The organism is Pseudoalteromonas sp. S1650, assembly GCF_005887195.1.
Taxonomy (GTDB): domain Bacteria; phylum Pseudomonadota; class Gammaproteobacteria; order Enterobacterales; family Alteromonadaceae; genus Pseudoalteromonas; species Pseudoalteromonas simplex.
On sequence record NZ_PNDF01000016.1, the window covers coordinates 59,258 to 76,845 of the forward strand.

The 17,588-nt window shown below is 40.7% G+C and carries 15 protein-coding genes and 1 riboswitch; of the genes, 5 read left to right on the forward strand and 10 right to left on the reverse strand.

Annotation, left to right across the window (positions count from 1 at the left end; genetic code table 11):
- Positions 1 to 101: 101 nt before the first annotated feature.
- On the forward strand, positions 102 to 1,145 hold the full coding sequence (locus tag CWB80_RS04475) for a S66 family peptidase (RefSeq protein WP_138600478.1): 1,044 nt from the start codon (positions 102 to 104) through the stop codon (positions 1,143 to 1,145).
- A gap of 57 nt (positions 1,146 to 1,202) precedes the next feature.
- Positions 1,203 to 1,604 carry a hypothetical protein gene (locus tag CWB80_RS04480; RefSeq protein ID WP_138600480.1) on the forward strand — a complete coding sequence of 134 codons (402 nt, stop codon included), beginning with the start codon at positions 1,203 to 1,205 and terminating at the stop codon, positions 1,602 to 1,604.
- Between the two features lie 72 nt (positions 1,605 to 1,676).
- On the opposite strand, the gene CWB80_RS04485 is transcribed toward CWB80_RS04480, so the two are convergent.
- On the reverse strand, positions 1,677 to 2,333 hold the full coding sequence (locus CWB80_RS04485; protein WP_138600482.1) for a nitroreductase family protein: 657 nt from the start codon (positions 2,331 to 2,333) through the stop codon (positions 1,677 to 1,679).
- A gap of 102 nt (positions 2,334 to 2,435) precedes the next feature.
- Between CWB80_RS04485 and CWB80_RS04490 the strand changes: the two genes are divergently transcribed.
- Both CWB80_RS04490 and ribB read left to right on the forward strand, forming a co-directional pair.
- Positions 2,436 to 3,374, forward strand: coding sequence for a LysR family transcriptional regulator (locus CWB80_RS04490; protein WP_138600484.1), 939 nt, complete (start codon positions 2,436 to 2,438; stop codon positions 3,372 to 3,374).
- Between the two features lie 47 nt (positions 3,375 to 3,421).
- A riboswitch (FMN riboswitch) is annotated at positions 3,422 to 3,569 on the forward strand.
- A gap of 106 nt (positions 3,570 to 3,675) precedes the next feature.
- Positions 3,676 to 4,329 (forward strand): 3,4-dihydroxy-2-butanone-4-phosphate synthase, encoded by a 654-nt coding sequence (gene ribB, locus CWB80_RS04495; protein WP_138600706.1) that lies wholly within the window; start codon positions 3,676 to 3,678, stop codon positions 4,327 to 4,329.
- A 49-nt stretch (positions 4,330 to 4,378) separates the two neighbouring features.
- On the opposite strand, the gene CWB80_RS04500 is transcribed toward ribB, so the two are convergent.
- From CWB80_RS04500 to CWB80_RS04525, 6 genes are all read right to left on the reverse strand, one after another.
- Positions 4,379 to 5,821 (reverse strand): serine hydrolase domain-containing protein, encoded by a 1,443-nt coding sequence (locus CWB80_RS04500; RefSeq protein ID WP_138600487.1) that lies wholly within the window; start codon positions 5,819 to 5,821, stop codon positions 4,379 to 4,381.
- A gap of 22 nt (positions 5,822 to 5,843) precedes the next feature.
- Positions 5,844 to 6,845: an alpha/beta hydrolase family protein gene (locus CWB80_RS04505; protein WP_138600489.1), complete on the reverse strand. Its 1,002-nt coding sequence runs from the start codon at positions 6,843 to 6,845 to the stop codon at positions 5,844 to 5,846.
- 70 nt (positions 6,846 to 6,915) lie between these two features.
- On the reverse strand, positions 6,916 to 7,779 hold the full coding sequence (locus CWB80_RS04510) for a D-Ala-D-Ala carboxypeptidase family metallohydrolase (RefSeq protein WP_138600491.1): 864 nt from the start codon (positions 7,777 to 7,779) through the stop codon (positions 6,916 to 6,918).
- 8 nt (positions 7,780 to 7,787) lie between these two features.
- Entirely contained in the window at positions 7,788 to 9,404 is a 1,617-nt protein-coding gene (locus tag CWB80_RS04515; protein ID WP_138600493.1) for a L,D-transpeptidase family protein, read from the reverse strand.
- A gap of 158 nt (positions 9,405 to 9,562) precedes the next feature.
- Complete coding sequence (locus tag CWB80_RS04520) at positions 9,563 to 12,715, reverse strand: efflux RND transporter permease subunit (RefSeq protein WP_138600495.1); 3,153 nt, start codon at positions 12,713 to 12,715, stop codon at positions 9,563 to 9,565.
- Between the two features lie 3 nt (positions 12,716 to 12,718).
- A complete protein-coding gene (locus CWB80_RS04525) occupies positions 12,719 to 13,891 on the reverse strand; it encodes an efflux RND transporter periplasmic adaptor subunit (RefSeq protein ID WP_138600497.1) in 1,173 nt (390 codons plus the stop codon).
- 158 nt (positions 13,892 to 14,049) lie between these two features.
- Between CWB80_RS04525 and CWB80_RS04530 the strand changes: the two genes are divergently transcribed.
- Complete coding sequence (locus CWB80_RS04530; protein WP_054562006.1) at positions 14,050 to 14,298, forward strand: YkgJ family cysteine cluster protein; 249 nt, start codon at positions 14,050 to 14,052, stop codon at positions 14,296 to 14,298.
- A gap of 170 nt (positions 14,299 to 14,468) precedes the next feature.
- Here the strand turns inward: CWB80_RS04530 and CWB80_RS04535 are convergent, their stop codons facing one another.
- The 3 genes from CWB80_RS04535 to CWB80_RS04545 all read right to left on the reverse strand — a co-directional run bounded on the left by CWB80_RS04535 (position 14,469) and on the right by CWB80_RS04545 (position 17,498).
- Positions 14,469 to 16,307, reverse strand: coding sequence for a TonB-dependent receptor (locus CWB80_RS04535; RefSeq protein WP_138600499.1), 1,839 nt, complete (start codon positions 16,305 to 16,307; stop codon positions 14,469 to 14,471).
- Positions 16,308 to 16,499: 192 nt separating this feature from the next.
- Positions 16,500 to 16,811 carry a hypothetical protein gene (locus CWB80_RS04540; protein ID WP_138600501.1) on the reverse strand — a complete coding sequence of 104 codons (312 nt, stop codon included), beginning with the start codon at positions 16,809 to 16,811 and terminating at the stop codon, positions 16,500 to 16,502.
- 138 nt (positions 16,812 to 16,949) lie between these two features.
- Positions 16,950 to 17,498, reverse strand: coding sequence for a DUF4136 domain-containing protein (locus tag CWB80_RS04545; protein ID WP_138600503.1), 549 nt, complete (start codon positions 17,496 to 17,498; stop codon positions 16,950 to 16,952).
- Positions 17,499 to 17,588 lie beyond the last annotated feature (90 nt).

Genomic DNA, 17,588 nt, shown 5'->3' on the forward strand with positions numbered 1-17,588 from the left:
TGAGAAAAACCGCAGTTCACACTGCGGTTTTTTTATGCCTGTTTACAGGCGTGGATTTATTCGGTACGTTGGCTACAAACTGTTGCAATGAAGGAGTAATAATGGCGAAAATTCAGTATCCTAAACCACTTGTTCAAGGTGATAAAATAGCCATATGTGCTTTTTCATCAGGTGTTGATAAAGCCTTTCATGAGCGCTTAGACATAGTACTTAATGGCTTAACAGCCAAAGGTTTTATTGTTATTGAAGGTGCCTGCTTACGTCAGTCACACAATAGTGCAAAGCAACGTGCTGATGAGCTCATGCAGTATTTAACTGATGATTCAATCGCAGCCATCATGCCGCCATGGGGGGGCGATCTCACCATGGAAATTTTACCGCTTCTCGATTTTAATGCGATAAGTAAAGCAAAACCTAAATGGTTGGTTGGCTTTTCAGATATCAGCACGTTTGCATGTGCATTAACCACTCGTTGTGGCTGGGCAACCTTGCACGCTGCGAATTTAATGCAAATTCACCCTGACGATCCCGATGTTTATTTAGCAAATATATTCAGTGCCATGTCACTTGAAGAAAAACAGCAATTGCATCAAGTTGCTTCGCCTTTTTATCAGCAAAAGCAAATTGATTATAAAGCTAAGCCTGAGGCTCAATTTGACTATACTGCTCCTAGCCAATGGCGCTGTATTAACTATAAAGATAAACGCCAAATTGAAGTGTCTGGTCGCTTAATTGGCGGCTGTTTAGATACCTTAGGTCTGTTGTTACCCTCTAATTACTATGCATTGCATGAGTTTAAAAAACAGTATGCACCAGAGGGGTTAATTTTATACCTAGAAAATGCAGAGCTCAGTCCAATGGCCCTTGCACGTTGTTTGTTATCGTTAAAGTTGAATGATGTTTTTACTGATGTAAATGCGGTGGTATTCGGCCGCAGCCCTGCAATTAATAACGACTGCTACTTTGATGAATACCAAGCAATAGAGCTCGCATTTAAAGGCAATTTGTTCCCAGTTATTGTTGATGCCGACATTGGCCACGTAGCCCCTAATTTAGCATTAATTAATGGTGCTGTTGCCACAATAACTGCAGATTTGTGTGAAGGTATGGCGAGTAATGTGGTTGTGAAGACAATATGTAATTAAAGGAAGCTCTGATTGGCTAGAACTAGGTGACCAAGTTTGGTTTTGGGAGATATTAGTGTGAAAGTAAAATTATTATTGCTTGGCATGATATTACTTTTGTCCTGTTCAGCTGCGAAAAGTGCTCTTTATGTAAATTCTGAAAGTTGTTCAGTGAAGTTAAATAATACAGAAAAGAAACTGGGGTTAATTACTCCATGCAGTTTAGTGAAAGTTCATGATAATTTATTGAATTTTAAGAAATATTGTGAAACAGTGGTTTATATTATTTCTGGGGCACCATCACCGTTAGATAAACTGTCGAGATGGTCCGTAACAAAAGAAGATAATTGTTCACTAGAATATCAAGCAGTTATTGTTAACAATGAAAAGCTATCGTTGTCAAAGGTGAAGGATAAAACCTTGGTTTGTCCTAATTTAGGCTTGGATGAAAAAGTGTATAGGCAGTTTCTATCTGATTAAAAGCTTATAAGCTCATTTATAATAGCCATTCTAAGTTACGCCTACATTAATAGGCGTAACTATTAAGGTTTGTTAAACAATCTCAATCACCGCATCTTTATCTAAACGCGATTTTGGTAATGCAGCATTATAATCTTGCTCAGGCTCGTGATAACCAATAGCGAGTGCCACTTCACATACATAACCGCCTAATTCATCAGCAAAAAGCTCTCCGAGTAAGTCTTTATCGACACCTTCCATTGGTGTTGAATCTAAGCCTAAACGAGCCACTGTGTGCATAGTATTGCCTAAGGCAATGTAGGTCTGAGCTTTAGTCCAAGCGGCGTTAACACCTTGCTCGTCAGTATTTAAATCAACGAAGGCGAAGGCACCAAAAGCCTGCTCTTTGTTTTCAGCTTTTGTACGGCCATTAGCAATATCGGCATCAATTACTTTTTCATAATCAGCACGTTTATAGCTTGGGTTATAAGCAAATAAAATGGTGTGTGATGCCGCTTTTGCATGAACTTGGTTAAACTGAAACTTATTTGCAAAACTATCATGTAAACGTTGCTTCGCTTGCTCTGATTCAATTACCACAAACTTCCATGGTTGAGAATTAATAGACGATGGCGACAGGCGTAATGCTTCTAAAATTACAGCTAAGTCTGCTTGGCTAATGTGCTTTGAAGCGTCGTAACGCTTACTTGTGTAACGGCGTTGTAAGTCAGAAATGATTGGGTGTGTCATGATTTGCTCCCGCATGTATAACAATTAGGTGCAGTTTACGCCTTGCATACTTTGCGATAAAGCGCATAATCGAATAAACATTATCAAAAATTTTTAGTTAATATGCTGGTTGAAGATCTTAAATTAATCCTCAAGGTGGCTGAATTTCGCAGTATTACAACCGCGGCAGCCAAATTAGACATGCGAGCTGCTACCGCCAGTGCGGCAATTAAACGTGTTGAAGCAGCGCTGGGGGCTGAGTTATTTGTTAGAACTACTCGTCATTTGCGTTTATCTGCGGCAGGGGAGCGCTTTTTACCTCAGTGTCAGCAAGCAGTGCTCATGCTAGACCAAGCCACACTCGCGTTAAAAGGTGAGCATGATGAAATTGAAGGAGAACTAAGAGTCGCATTATCTTCAGATTTAGGCCGCAACATCATTATCCCATGGTTAGATGAGCTACTTGATGAGTATCCAAAGCTGAGTATGCGCCCGCATATTAGCGATAGTAATGTCGACTTTTACCGAGACTCCGTTGATTTTGCCCTTAGGTATGGCTCGCCATCCGACTCAAATTTGTATGGCTTTAAAATTTGTAATGTTCCGCGGCTGTTATGTGCAACCTCGGAGTACATTGCCGAACATGGCGCGCCGACACATCCCGATGAATTAAATCAGCATCAAGGCCTGTTTTATCAACTACAAGATATCATCAATAATGTCTGGGAATTTACCGATGGAACCGAGCGTTTTAAGGTGAAAATGCAAGGCCGCCGAGCATCTAATGATGGTGATTTGGTAAGGCGTTGGTGCGTGGCTGGTAAAGGCCTAGCGGTTAAATCATGTATTGATATCAGTGATGATTTACTAAGTGGGCGGGTAGTGCCCGTGATGCAAAATTATCCTCACTTATGTGCTGAGCTTTGGCTAATATGCCCAAGTCGACAGTCCATTACACCCGCGGTTCGTCTAGTGCGTGATATATGCCGAGAAAAAACCAAGGCGATCCTCAATCAACTGATTGAAAAAGGCATATTAGATAAGCGGGTACTCGATAACTAATTACTTTAGGTATAGAATAGCTTGGCTTATTCATCTTATTGATTAAGCAACATTCTCAGGGCGGGGTGAAATTCCCCACCGGCGGTATACTTTGAAATTATGTGAGCCCGCGAGCGCTTTAACTTCGGTTAAAGGTCAGCAGATCTGGTGAGAGGCCAGAGCCGACGGTGATAGTCCGGATGAAAGAGAATATAGTTTATCTATAAAACAGTAATTGGCTGCCTGCGGGTGGTCTTTTTTGCTGTGCCTTTCAATGTCCTGAATCTTTTCATATTTAATTTAATAGGTATTAAAAATGATGATTCAGTCTTCTTTACTTAGCCAATTTGGCGAACCACTTGAACGCGTTGAACGTGCTATTGCTGCCTTGCAGCAAGGTGAAGGCGTACTTGTAGTAGATGACGAAAACCGTGAAAATGAAGGTGATTTTGTGTATTCAGCACAGCACCTGACCACAGAGCAAATGGCCATGATGATCCGTGAAGGCAGCGGTATTGTGTGTCTTTGCATGGGCGATGAGCGTGTTAAACAGCTTGATTTACCACAAATGGTTGAGCATAACACCAGCCAGAACAAAACAGCGTATACAGTGACCATTGAAGCTAAAACGGGCGTGACAACCGGCGTTTCAGCAGCTGATCGTGTAACCACCATTAAAGCGGCAACAGCTGACAATGCAAAGCCTGAAGATTTGTCTCGTCCAGGACATGTGTTTGGGCTGCGAGCACAAACGGGTGGTGTATTAGTCCGCCGTGGCCATACCGAGGCATCCGTTGATTTAATGCAGTTAGCGGGTTTAACACCGTTTGGTGTTATTTGTGAATTAACGAATCCAGATGGTTCAATGGCTCGCTTGCCTGAAGTAAGCAAGTTTGCCAATGAGCACAACATGCCTGTTGTATCGATTGAAGATTTAGTTGCCTATATCCAAGCAACGCAAAAACAGGCTTGCTAAAAGCCTTAAGCCGTAAGTAAAAAAATAAGGCCACTCTTGTGGCCTTTATTTATTGTAATTTCTCAATAGCGTGTTTAGCACTTTCACTGTCAGGATTAAGTTTTAGCGCACTTTTGTAACTTGCTAATGCTTTTTGTTTATCACCAGCTGCTAAATATGCTTCACCTAAACTGTCAAACGTATTTGCTGAATCTGGATAAGATTGATTGTTGAGTTCAAACACCGTGATTGCGGCGTCTAGCTGATCCATCTGCATTAATTCATAGCCAAAGTAGTTTAGCGACCTTTCTCTAGGCGTATTACCCTCACTCACCATTTGCTGATAGCTATTCTTTAGTCCTGCAATACCTTCACGTTTAAATGCGTTATAAAGTTTACTATCTGCATGCTCTGTCGCTTTTTCGTAGGGTTTGCCATAGTAGATTGCAAGTAAGCCATTAGCCATGGGTGTGAGTGGCGCACCACCGGTGTTATTTAAAATAATAACCAGTAATTTGTCTTCGATTATTCTACTTATAAATGCATTAAAACCATTAATACCACCGCCATGTTGGATACGTGTTAGGGGTTTTCCGTAGGTGCTTTTATCAAGGTTTGTAACTTCCCAACCAAGCGCATAATTTCTTTGCTCAGAAACTTGATACATCTGTTTTTTATATTCGTTGTTCAATAACTTATCTGTGTAGAGAGCTTGATCCCATTTTAGTAAATCTCGTGCTGTTGAATACATTGACCCAGCAGCATACGGGATAGACATATCTAAATAATCAGTATTGCTATAACCTGCTAGGCCATTGTCGTAACCCGATACGCGAAATTTAATGATTTTATTGTGAGAATCATAGCCTGTATTCTTCATATCGAGTGGATCTAAAATATTCTTCTGCAATACGTCTTGATATTTTTGACCTGTTACCTTTTCGATTACCGCACCCAAAATAAAATAGCCAGAATTGCTATAACGAAACTCAGTGCCAGGCTCGAACACTAGATCATCACTACATAATAAGCGAATAAATTCATCAACACTGTAAGGGTTTCGGCTGTACTCATCACGAAACGATTTTGCTTGAGTATAATTACCAAGACCAGAGGTGTGATTAAGTATTTGCCGAATGGTAATTTTAGTGGCTATATCTTGTCTGTAATTAGGGAGGTATGTTGCAAGGTGATCATCGAGTTTGAGTTTACCATCTTGTGCCAATTGCAGAATTAACATGGCGGTAAACTGTTTGGTAATTGAACCAATTCTAAATTTACTTTTATTACTATGTTTTATATCCCATTCAAAGTTGGCATAGCCAACGCTTTGTTCAAACAGTACTTTTCCATCCTTTGCAACTAACACATTGCCATTAAACTGCTTAAAGTTATGAAAGCCATTAATAAAGTCAGCCATTTCTGCTTGCATGTTTTGGCTGTGTGCGAGGCTTGAAATTGCGACTAAATAAAAAACTACAAGTAGTCTTAATTTCTTAAAGAATATGTTCATTGCTTTCCTTGTTATTTGTTGGTTACATTAATCGATGTAAAACTTCATTGCGCATGGCTTGATTGATAAGGCTTACCATTCTGGTGTGGTCTAAATTACTGTAATGCACTATGGATACACTCTTATTTTGAAGTGCTTGCCAATAACTAGCGGGGCTTATTGGGTCAGCGTTACTGACATAGAGTGTGGTTCTATTAGCTGATTGTTTGCCGTTCAGTAGGGCGATTAAATCAAGCTGTGTTTCATCAATAGCACTGTTTTGAATTACATTTTTTGCTGCGTTTTTAAAATCATTATCTTTTATAAAGTAACTTAAGGTTGGGTGATAACTTTTAGCTACGGACATTAATGCGGTATCAAAATGCACCATTGGTGCAACCATTATCTGTTGCTTTACATTAGGCATTTGCTTTGCAAGTTGCATAGCAGCAATACTGCCCATTGAATAACTTAAAATATCAATTTGTTGGTATTGATTGGTATTTAAATAATGCTTTAATACATCAAGACTGTTTAGGCCAAATTTGAATTTACTATACTGATTGCTCGCAGGCATTAGGATGACATCTTTGCCGGTAAAATGGCTAAGCCAGCGGGCTTGAAAGCTATAAATCAAACTACTCACACCATATCCTGGGAATAGTATAATTGCTGAATCGTTTTTCTGTTTGGCACCATTTATAGAGGTCAAAGTTGTTTCAAATGTTTCCATTTCCTCTTTAGATTTAAGTTGAAAAGTTATGCCAAATTGTTCACCTTGCTCAAAATATTCGATTAAATCATTATGGGAAAATATTCTAACTGCTATACAGTTATGCATAGTGTTACATGTTTTGTGAGGTATACCTTCGTAAACGGTATTCAACATTGGGTCGTCAGGGCCACCGTAAGATATCTCTTCTACAGGTTGAGTGATTTGATAAGCAATAAAACTCTGACAACCACTGAGGACTGAAATATAAAAAATGCAGAGGATAAAGCGCATAATTCCCTTTGTTGTTATTGTAGTATTTCCATTAATCACAACAACTTACCAATCAAGCGGCAATAATGCAATCGGATAATATTTGAACAAGGGTTGTAAGAGGATTGTATTACCACCTAGCGGTAAATCCTCGGTTATCTATGTGAACAAAACCACCGTGATGGGAGGCAGGTTTATAGCGGCCAATACCGCCATTATAGCGACTGTGTTTTTGGAACTTTTCAAACACTTTATAAAGCACGTCAACATCAGCAATCGTTAGTTTGCCATCGCCATTTAAATCATCCATTCGGCCATCACCATCTTCATCTATATATAGGTCAAAGGCATCGCCGTATTGGTGTCGGCTGTGTTTGCCATTACCAATTGAGCGATTGTAGTGGGGTGTTCTATAGCCGCTGATAAAGGCAAATTTGCTGACTTTAATCCCTTCATTTTGTATAAACGAGAGCAGATCTTCGAGCATCATCAAGCCATCGTTGTTGACATAAAGGTATTTTGGAAAGCCACTCACTTGCTTACAAATTACATTTTTAACTTGCACATGAGGAGTCAGCTGGCGTGATAAGTCTTTCTCAAAAACTTCTATAAACCCGTTTGGCGCACTGTATTGTGTATAGCCTTTATAAGGCGCAGGGTAGAGGCCGATTTGGTAATTATTCAATTGCTTATTGTTAGCATTGAATGGTTTTTTCACTATAACGAGTAAGCGTTTGCTCGTTTTGTTGTTACTCAGTACTAGGCTATAAAACCCTGCATTTTCTGGGGCATAAACGGCAAGGCTATTTGGCCCTAATCGCTCTGTCTCAACATCTGAAACTGCAGTTGGAGTAAAATCAGCCGTGTTATCAAGTGTTAGCACTTGTTTTGCATCAAGTACAAGGCTGTGCAGCGAATCAATTAATTCAATGGCAGCAACAGAGCATGTAGTTAACGCTAAGCACACACTAAAAATAATACGGCTGAAATACATAGTGACCTCTAAATTGTATTGTTTGCTAATGGTGTGGTGAGTGCTTTTAATAACGCGCCATCACGATTATAAACGTCGGTATAAAATTGTAGGCCCTCGTCGTTACCCGCAACGGTCCAATACATTAAAAGTACATCCAGCGGTTTTGATAAGCTGACTTTTTTAGTTTCTTTTGCAGTAATGGCGTCATCAATTTCACTACGGCTCCAATTATCCGAGGTTTCTAATATTTTCTCAGCTAAGGTGAATGGGTCATCAACTCTTACACAGCCGTGGCTAAATGCACGTTGGTCTTGCTGGAATAAACTTTTTGCAGGGGTATCGTGCAAATAGATTGAGTATTTATTTGGGAACATAAACTTGATTTGCCCTAATGAATTATTCTCTGAAGGCTGTTGTACAAACCAATATGGGAAGTTTTTGCGGCTGGCATTCGGCCAATCTATACTCTCGCTATCAACTGGGTTACGGCGACTATCAACCACAACAAAGTCTTTCTCGTTTAAGTAGTTTGGGTTTTCTTTCATTTTTTTGATGATGCCACCTGAAATACTCCGCGGTACTGTCCACGTTGGATTCATCACGATATAACTCATTTGCCCTTTAAATATTGGGGTTTTGGTGTAGTTTCTGCCTACAACTACGTTGGTTTGCCATTTCAATTTGTTGTCTTCAAACAAATACAGCAAGTAGCCTGCGATATTTACCACTAAGAAGCGCTCTGTGAGCGTGTTATCAACCCAACGAATGCGCTCTAGGTTTACTAAAATATCATTAACGTACTCACTGTAATCTTTGTTGAGTAGTTTTAACGTCGCATTGCCAATCACACCATCATCAGCAACTTGATGGGCATTTTGAAAGCGTTTAACTGCTGTGACTAGCTCATCGTTATAATCAGTGGCATTACTGTTACTGCCGTCAAAATACTTTAGTCGTTTTAACTTTTGTCTTAAAAGCGGTACTGCTGGGTCTGATTGTCCGGGTTTTAATACCTTATTTTGCAGTGCGAAGTCAGGTAACTCGCCAGTGGCATCAAGCTCTCGATAAAACACAAGGGCGTCTTTTAAACGCTTATAATGAGGCAAAACAGGTTTTAGGTTTTCAAGTCCTTTATCAAGGCTTTTTGATTTTACATGTTTGAGTAATGAGGCCGCTGCGGCATCTGGGCTAACATCAAACTGTTCATAGTTCCATGTGGCAGCCAATTGTTTTGGGTTTACCTTTCCGCGTATTAGGTGTTTTGCATAGGTCATCACGGCATCTGTCATCAGTACATCAAACTGGGCTTCGACGGCATCTGCTCCGCGTTTCTCTATTTCGTTGGCCAGCGCCATTAATGTATCAAAGTGATAGTCGTTAGGAGATAGCCCTTCAAGTTCTGCTTGCGCAATTAAATTGAGCGCTTGTTTAGCATATTTGCTGTCATCCCATACTCGTTCAAAACTATTTGCTTTATAGGTGGCAACAGTCATTTCTGGGGAGTGGATTTGTTGTCCTTCTATATTGTGAGATTCACCAATCAGAATAGGTTCAAGCTGTTGTTGCAAGTATTGGTTCTCAGCAAGCACTGGCATACAAATTGATAAACAACTGAGCAAAGCTGTGTAGCGCAGAATTTTCATAGCTATGTCCTTATAACGTATTTAGTTATTTTTTGAATTGTTTCTTTTTTGCTCATTTAAGCTTAGCAAAACAACAGGATTTATAGGAACATATTTTTAAATAAAAAACGCTTGGCAAGTAAGCTTGCCAAGCGCTCGGTTGGGATTTTGAGAGGGGATTAATGACTGGTTGTTTGTAATTTTGCTTCTGGCTCTGCTTTTTTACCTCTTAGCTTGCCAATTAAGCGTTTGAAGTCTTCTAACGCGACGTACTGACAAGGGATTAAAATAAGCGTAATGACCGTTGCAAATAACACCCCGAATGCTAGAGATACAGCCATTGGGATAACGATTTTTGCTTGTAAGCTTGTTTCCATAATGATTGGTAATACACCAATAAAGGTTGTAATTGAGGTCAGTAATATTGCTCTAAAACGACGCGCACCGGCTTGCATTACCGCTTCTTTGATTGCAACACCTTCGGCGCGGGCTTTATTGACAAAGTCGACCATCACTAGCGAGTCGTTTACGACAACACCTGCAACAGCGATGATACCGAATACTGATAGGCTACTCATTGTCATACCTAAGATCATGTGGCCAAACATTGCACCAATGACACCGAATGGAATAACCGACATGATGATAAATGGCTGTGAGTACGAGCGTAGTGGAATAGCAAGTAACGCAAAGATAATCATCATTGATAAAGCAAAGTCACGTACTTGTTCTGCCACACTGTCCATTTCTTCTTGAATACGACCTGCCACATTACTTTCTACACCAGGGTAGCTTTTCAGTAGGCTAGGTAAGTATTCGTCACGAATTTCTTTTGCAATGGCAAATGGTTCAGCTTGGTCAGTATTAACCGCAGCCCAAACGTTTACAGTACGTTTAGCGTTCTCACGGCGAATACGGTTTACACCATCTACAATGTTAACTTTAGCAACTTCAGCAAGCGGTACTTCAACACCCGTTGGCGTGATGATACGCGCATCTGTGATGTCACTTACTGCGTTACGCGATTCACGAGGGTAGCGGATCATTACTTTGATCTCTTCACCGTCACGTAAAATACGTTGTGCTTCAAGGCCGTAATAGCTAAAACTAACTTGTGATGCCACATCTGAAAGGGTTAACCCTAAGCTGTAAGCAAGTGGTTTAAGTTCAAGTTGAACCTCGTCAGTTGCAGATTGTAGTGAGTCATTTACATCGCCTACGCCTTGCATGCTATTTAGCTTTTCTTTTAACTTAGCAGCCACTTCTTTGAGCTTATTGATATCTTTGCCTTCTAAGCGAAAGCTCACATCACCGTCATCACGACCACCGTTCATGATACTGTCTTCAATATTCAGCGTTTTCACACCTGGCAGTGGTGGCATTTGTTCGCGCCACATTGCACTTAATTGGAAGGTATCAATAGGGCGTAAGTCTGGTTCAACCAAAATCGCCATAATGCGTGCACTTGTTCGACCGCGTAAACTAACCGATAAATCGCGGATCATTGCTTGACCATATTGCTCTTCAAGTTGTTTATCGACATCTAAAATCAGCTTTTCAATTGTTTGCGCTGTCTCAAGGGTTGCTTGCTCAGAAGAAGATAAGTTCATTTCAACCGAGATACGTGGGAAATCATGTGGAATTTTAGGGTTCGCAACAAATTTCACTAAGCCACCAGCGAACATACCGCCACTAACAATAAGTACACAGATAAAGCCAACAATCACGGTGTAACGGTAATGAATACAGCGGCCAATAAATGGTGTGTAGTAATTATCAACAAAGTTCTTGAGGCCTTTATCCATACCTAAACGTAAGCGATGTAATGGATTTTTAGGGTTCGCAGGTTTATTTTTCATTGCCGCTAAGTGAGCCGGTAGAATCAGTTTTGACTCAATTAGTGAGAAAATTAAACATAGGATAATTACACCACCAATGGCTTTAGAAAACGCAGAGCCAGGGCCTGATGCCAGTGTTTGTGGTAAAAATGCGGCAATTGTAGTTAACACCCCAAAGGTTGCAGGAATAGCAACGCGTTTTACGCCGCGGACTACGTTATCTAGGCTATGACCGTGCTTTTCAATTTCAGCACTGGCAGACTCACCGACGACAATAGCATCATCAACGACTATCCCGAGCACCAGTATAAATGCGAATAAAGAAGCTAAGTTAACAGTGATATCAATAAAGCCAAGTGGCATCATTAAAAATGCACCTAGGAATGACACAGGTAAGCCCATCATTACCCAAAACGCTAAGCGTAGTGGTAAAAATAGCGCCAGTACCACCATCACTAAAATACCACCCCAAATCATGTTGTCGATCATCATGTTTAGACGACCTTCAAGGTAGTAAGTTAAATCAACAATCGGTGATAGTTTTACACCTGCTGGTAACTGTGGTGCTTTATCTGCTAGGTATTTTTTTAATACCGCAGCAACTTTAGTGATGTCTTGATCTTTCGAAGCATTTACTTCAAAAGTCAGTGAGTTTTTACCGTTGTACTTAGAGTATTGTAAGCCTTCTTCAAAGCCGTCGTTAATTGTTGCTACATCACCTAAGAAAACTTGAGCGCCATCTGGTAAGTGTAATAAAGGCAGATTTTCGAACTCTTTACCACGATATGCTTGATTCTCAACACGCATCGAAATATAGCCATTTTCAGAGCGAATTTGACCTGCAGACATATTGGCAGAAAAGCTGCGAACGGCTGTGGCAATATCACGGAAAGTTAAACCATACTCACGTAGCTTATCTGGGCTAATTTCGATGCCAATTTCGTAGTTTAAGCCACTGTAAAAGTTGACTAAGTTAATTTGTGGTAAAGCTTGTAGCTCATCTTTTATGTCGTTACCAAGTTCTTTGAGCTGGTAGTTACTCATATCGCCATACAGCGCGAGTATCATCACTTCTTGCTCAAACTTTTCGCGGCGAACAATTGGGCGTTCCATCTCAGCAGGGAAGGTATTGATTGAATCAACCTGCATCTTGATTTCATCGAGTACTTCTTGCGGGTCGTACTTTTCTTCGATTTCGATCCAAGCTTGTGAAAAACCACGGTTCGAATAGGTAATTAAACGTTTAATGCCTTCGAGGCCTTCTAAAGACTCTTCGACCTTAATGGTGATGCCTTCTTCTACCTCTTGCGGCGCAGCCCCTGGGTAGACAGCTTGAATACTGATCCAGTTACTCTCAAATTGTGGGAACATTTGCTTACGCACCGACATTGCCGTCAATAAGCCACCCACTAAAATGAAAATCATAAGTAAGTTTGCAGCAACTGGGTTGCGAGCAAACCAAGCAATAAGCCCTTTTTCTCTGTGCGTGGTCATGGCTTATTCCTCTTTTAACGCTAACTGCGTTGTTGGCACACTCAGTGTTGCGTCATCTAACTTGACCGCCATGCCTTCAGTTGGGTATTCGAGTGCCGAGGTAATCAGTTGCTCACCATTAGCAAGGCCATTATCGGCGATCACCATGCCATTTTGTTCGCGAACGATGTTAAGTGTTTTAAAAGTAAGCGTTTCGCCATCTTGTAAAACAGCGACTTTTTTATCTTTAACTAAATGGTGCGGAACAACAATCGCGTTGTCTAACGCTCGGCCTTCGATAGTGGCGTTAATGTATGAGCCAAAACGTAATGGCTGCTTTTGCTCATAAGGCGTTGCTACTTGTGCTACTAAGTAATTCATGCGGCTACGTTGGTCTACAACTCCTTCGCTACGTACGATAGTTGCTTGCCACGTTGTTTGTTTACCTGCAAATTCAGCATTAATTGATACGCTTGCACCAATTCCTTGGTTATTTAGGTATTGCAGATCTTTATCAGCAACAGGTAAACGAATTTCAGCCAGTGACGTTGAGCTCAGACTACCAAAGCTGTTACCTGGGTTTACCACACTACCTAGACTAATCAGGCGTTCGTCGATAATCGCATTGTAAGGCGCTTTAATATATGTGCGCTCAAGATTACGTTTTGCGCGTTTTACACTCGCTTGCGCAGCACGATAACTTGCAAGTTTTTCAGCAAGTTGTGGTTTACGTAAATAAAGCTCAGAAGGGATAACTTGGTTTGAGTCACCTTTGATGCGGTCCCACTCAGCTTGCGCAACTGACACCTGTGCACGTTCTATCTCAAGTGCAGAGCTTGCTTGGGCTAGTCCTGCCTCAGCTTCAATGAGTGCTGCTTCGTAATCATTTGGGTCAATACGTGCTAGAATGTCGCCTTGCTTAACAAATCCACCTTGTACGAATTGATCTGATAACGACACAACCTGACCACTTACTTGCGCAACAAGCTCAGTTTGGTTTTTAGGTTTAACGATACCGTATGATTTTACATCGAGGGTAATGGCGTCAAAGCTTAACGGTTTGATTGATACAAGCGGGCGCAGATCTTGTTCTGGTTTTTCTACTGGCGGTTGCTTCATTGAGGCAAATGCGAATGCCATTCCAAGTCCGCCGACTAATACGGCGATAGGGAGAATGATTTGTTTTTTACTAGCCACGGGATAGTCCCTCACGGTTGACGGTAATTAAAAATAAATTTGATAGGCTAAGCATACGCAATAAAGTGTTTACAAGGCGTTTGAAGATGTAACAAACCATTACACATATTACAAAGGCGCTACAAAGGTTCTATAAGAGGTACTCAATGACAGATAAAATGGCATGCAGATTAGGCTGTGGCGCCTGTTGTATTGCACCCAGTATTAGCTCACCGATCCCAGGAATGCCCAATGGGAAAGCAGCGGGAGAGCGCTGTATTCAGCTTGATGATAATAACCTATGTAAATTATTTGGTGATGAATCAAGGCCTAAGGTGTGTAGTGACTTTTCTGCTACCATCGATGTATGTGGCACCACTAACGAACAAGCACTGTATTTAATTACCGAGCTTGAGCAGATGACTTAAAAAAGATTAAACCTTTAACACTTTTTAACGGTTACTGGAATCAGTTGTGTTTTTTATAACCAAATTTTTATTCACAGCATTTAATATAATTTTGGTTATGGTTCGTGAGATGTCTAGGCGGTAGCGCGATAGAGGAATGCCAGTCAATTGACTGGCATTGTTGTTTTTGTTTACCACGTATAAGTAGCGCTGAGAGTATATTGCTCGCCGCGACCAGGGGTACCCGGGACTTCTTCGAAAGATTCATCCCAAATGTTGTCAGCTGCAAAGGTAACAAACACATTATCAAGCTGAGCTGGGGTGAATTTTAGCGTTAACTGCGTGAAGAAGGCTTCATCATCAGAGTTACGTAAGCGGTTACTATGTTGCTTACGCCATTCGTTATCGATACGTAGCTCAAGCACATCCATTGGTTGCCATACTGCACCCAGTGTTACACGGTGATCAGGGTAGTTAAGCGCATAAAAGCTCGCATCAATATCTGCCGCGCCATAGTCTTCTGACTTTTCTAAGTAGGTGTAGCTGGCAATCAACTCAGTGCTTTCAAACGATTTATTCGCTAAAAACTCAACGCCTAAGGTGTCTATATCAACCGGGTTTGCAAAACGAGCTGAGGTTGCATCAAAGCGATATGTCCAATCTGTCAGGTTTTTATCTTTACGGTAGAAAATAGCTGAATCTAAACGCCACGAAGACTGTTCAATCAGTAAACCTAGCTCAAGGTTATCGGTTGTTTCGCGCTCAAGGCTGTAGTTACTTCTGAATAATCCGCCCGTTTCGCTGCCGCCGATGGCGGTATAACCGGGAACTTGTGTTGCTTCTGCGTATGATGCATACCAAGTATGTTCACCGCCGTTATGATTAGCTACTTTAAGGCTGGCATCGGCAATCAATGAGGTAGCTGAGCTATCGTGGTTAGTATTATCAAATGCTGCACCAATACGTACAGTAAGCTCTTTGTTCGCTGTAAGGGCTGATTTGTACTCAGGCAAGATACTTAGCTTAGTGTAATTGCGTGACGTAAAGTTGTTTTCAAGAGACGTTGATTCAATTTCATCAGCAATAAATTGCCCAGCATAATTAATTGCATACTGGTTATTTAAACGGTGGCGTCCAGAGAGTCCCAATGACTTAACCGTGGTTTCGTGAAACGCTTCAAAAATAGCTGGGTTTTCACGAGACAAAACGTAATGGTCGTTATGTTTACGATAATAGCCAGTCACTTCAAAGGTATTGCTCTCACCATACACTTGCTTGTGGTTAAGCATGAAAAGCTTGGTTTCAAGATCTTCGGTTTCGTTAAAATTAAATGGCGTGTAAAGGTTTGGCCAACCAAAAAACTTCTCTTGGCGTCCGAACATTAAATCAGTTTGTGAGGTAGAGCTTGCAAGTTGAATACGCGCTGAAGCACGTTCAAAGTCGTGGTCGCCATTATCAATTGAGCCATCACTTTTTGAGTGCGAGTATTCACCCTCAAAACCTAATCGCCAATCTGGTTTACTATCCAGCTTTTGGCTATGGGCAGCATGAATGCTTTGTAAATTAAAGCCATTCGTACCTGTGCCAAGTGAAACGCTGCCAGTGTTTGTGATAGGGCGCCAGCCAAATGAAACTGTGCCAACCGAACTATTCATACCATAAAGGGCATTATCAGCCCCTGTAAGCACTGAAGGGCCTGTTAGCATTTGTGGCGCAATTGGAATTTCAGCAAAGTAGTGACCAGATTGCGGGTCGAATAATGTACTGCTACCAACACGAAAGCCAGTATTTTCAAAGATACCACCACGAATGGTGACATCAGCTTGTGCTTCAGCCATGTTACGTGATTGCAAATCGACACGTGGGTCATATTCTAAGTTTGATACCGGCGCATCAAAGGTACCAACAGGCTCTTTATTTGCGGTTGCTGAAACTTCAACGGTGATTTGTTCAATATTGTTGGTGTCTTCTGCTAGCACTGAGCAAGTGACGAATAATGCGGGAAGTGTAAGCTGTACTGCGCGTACCATCTAAAACTCTCTATTATTTTGATTAACTCGTTGCAGTGGCCGTTAAGAGCGCACTGGAAATTGCAGGTATTGTATCTGAATCACTGAGTTATACCACTCCAACCAGATTTCAGCAGGTAACAAAAAACCGCGCTAAGGCGCGGTTGTGCAATAAGAGCTGTGTCTATTTATTATTTAAAAAAGATGTGTGTTTCAGTTTGATTTTTTATTTTTAACTGCATCATATTTACCAAAGAAAGTAATGATGAGAGCAACAAAAATACCTATAAATCCAATGACCGAAAAAGCTAGGCTATATTCAGCTTTAATATTAAAAATATTAAGCAAGCTAGTTATTAACAATAGAAAAATACCGGAAATTTTTAAAATCGTCTGTGTTTTATTTAAGCAAAACCATGCTTGACAAGAAGGGCATTGATTTTCAATGAAGAGGCTGTTTGTATTAACCTTTTTTATATCTTTAGTCGCAATTATGGTTTTACAGTTTGGGCAAGTTAATTTCATTTTATTCCTTTTTGGATCTTTTCTCTAAGACCCCTAATTCCATTTAGAGTTATTTAAGTTAAAGCATCATAGCAAACTTTGATCTTCACAAACAAAAAAGCCCACAATTTGTGAGCTTTTCAAAATTATGTAAAAGGCTTATTGCTGAGGTTTTGGTGGGAAGTTACTTAGAATGTTGGCAACAGTCTCTTTGATAACTTCAGTGCGCTTTTCAGGTGATTGGTTCTTTTGCAAACGACCTTCTTTCGCACCACGCCAAACTAATTGGTTAGAAGCACGGTCTACCACGTCTAAAATTAACGTACCCACTTCGTATTCGCGAGCAGTTGTTTGCGTGTTGTAACCCATACCCCAGTAATTCCAGCGTGCGCCGTAACCCACGTTAAAGGTATCTACATCAATTTTAGTATCAACAGATGCGTGATAGTTAATTAGTACATCTGCTTGAGCTAAATCAACTAGCTTCATACCGCTTTTTTCAAGTTCAGCATTTACAGCGTCACGAACCCGTTTTTCCATTAAAGGGCTAATTTGGTAGTTCGCTACGTTTTTAGTCAAGCTGGCATTCGGTACCCAAGAGAAGGTTTTATAATTACTAAAATCGGCTGATTTGTCGTAATCCCAATCAGGCGTTTTAGCACAGGCTGCTAAAAATAGTACAGCCGTCGCGATTAATAAGTTCTTCATATTGTTTGCTCCTTGGCAAAATTTCCACTACTTGATTGATAACATAACACAAAAAATACTCAACTGAATGATTATTTAAAAACTATGGCA

Coding starts and splice junctions, on each gene's coding strand:
- CWB80_RS04475 (WP_138600478.1), top strand. CDS start 102: ATGGCGAAAATTCAGTATCCTAAACCACTTGTTCAAGGTGATAAAATA.
- CWB80_RS04535 (WP_138600499.1), bottom strand. CDS start 16,307: ATGGTACGCGCAGTACAGCTTACACTTCCCGCATTATTCGTCACTTGC.
- CWB80_RS04540 (WP_138600501.1), bottom strand. CDS start 16,811: ATGAAATTAACTTGCCCAAACTGTAAAACCATAATTGCGACTAAAGAT.
- CWB80_RS04530 (WP_054562006.1), top strand. CDS start 14,050: ATGGCATGCAGATTAGGCTGTGGCGCCTGTTGTATTGCACCCAGTATT.
- CWB80_RS04545 (WP_138600503.1), bottom strand. CDS start 17,498: ATGAAGAACTTATTAATCGCGACGGCTGTACTATTTTTAGCAGCCTGT.
- CWB80_RS04515 (WP_138600493.1), bottom strand. CDS start 9,404: ATGAAAATTCTGCGCTACACAGCTTTGCTCAGTTGTTTATCAATTTGT.
- CWB80_RS04500 (WP_138600487.1), bottom strand. CDS start 5,821: ATGAACATATTCTTTAAGAAATTAAGACTACTTGTAGTTTTTTATTTA.
- CWB80_RS04485 (WP_138600482.1), bottom strand. CDS start 2,333: ATGACACACCCAATCATTTCTGACTTACAACGCCGTTACACAAGTAAG.
- CWB80_RS04520 (WP_138600495.1), bottom strand. CDS start 12,715: ATGACCACGCACAGAGAAAAAGGGCTTATTGCTTGGTTTGCTCGCAAC.
- CWB80_RS04510 (WP_138600491.1), bottom strand. CDS start 7,779: ATGTATTTCAGCCGTATTATTTTTAGTGTGTGCTTAGCGTTAACTACA.
- CWB80_RS04490 (WP_138600484.1), top strand. CDS start 2,436: ATGCTGGTTGAAGATCTTAAATTAATCCTCAAGGTGGCTGAATTTCGC.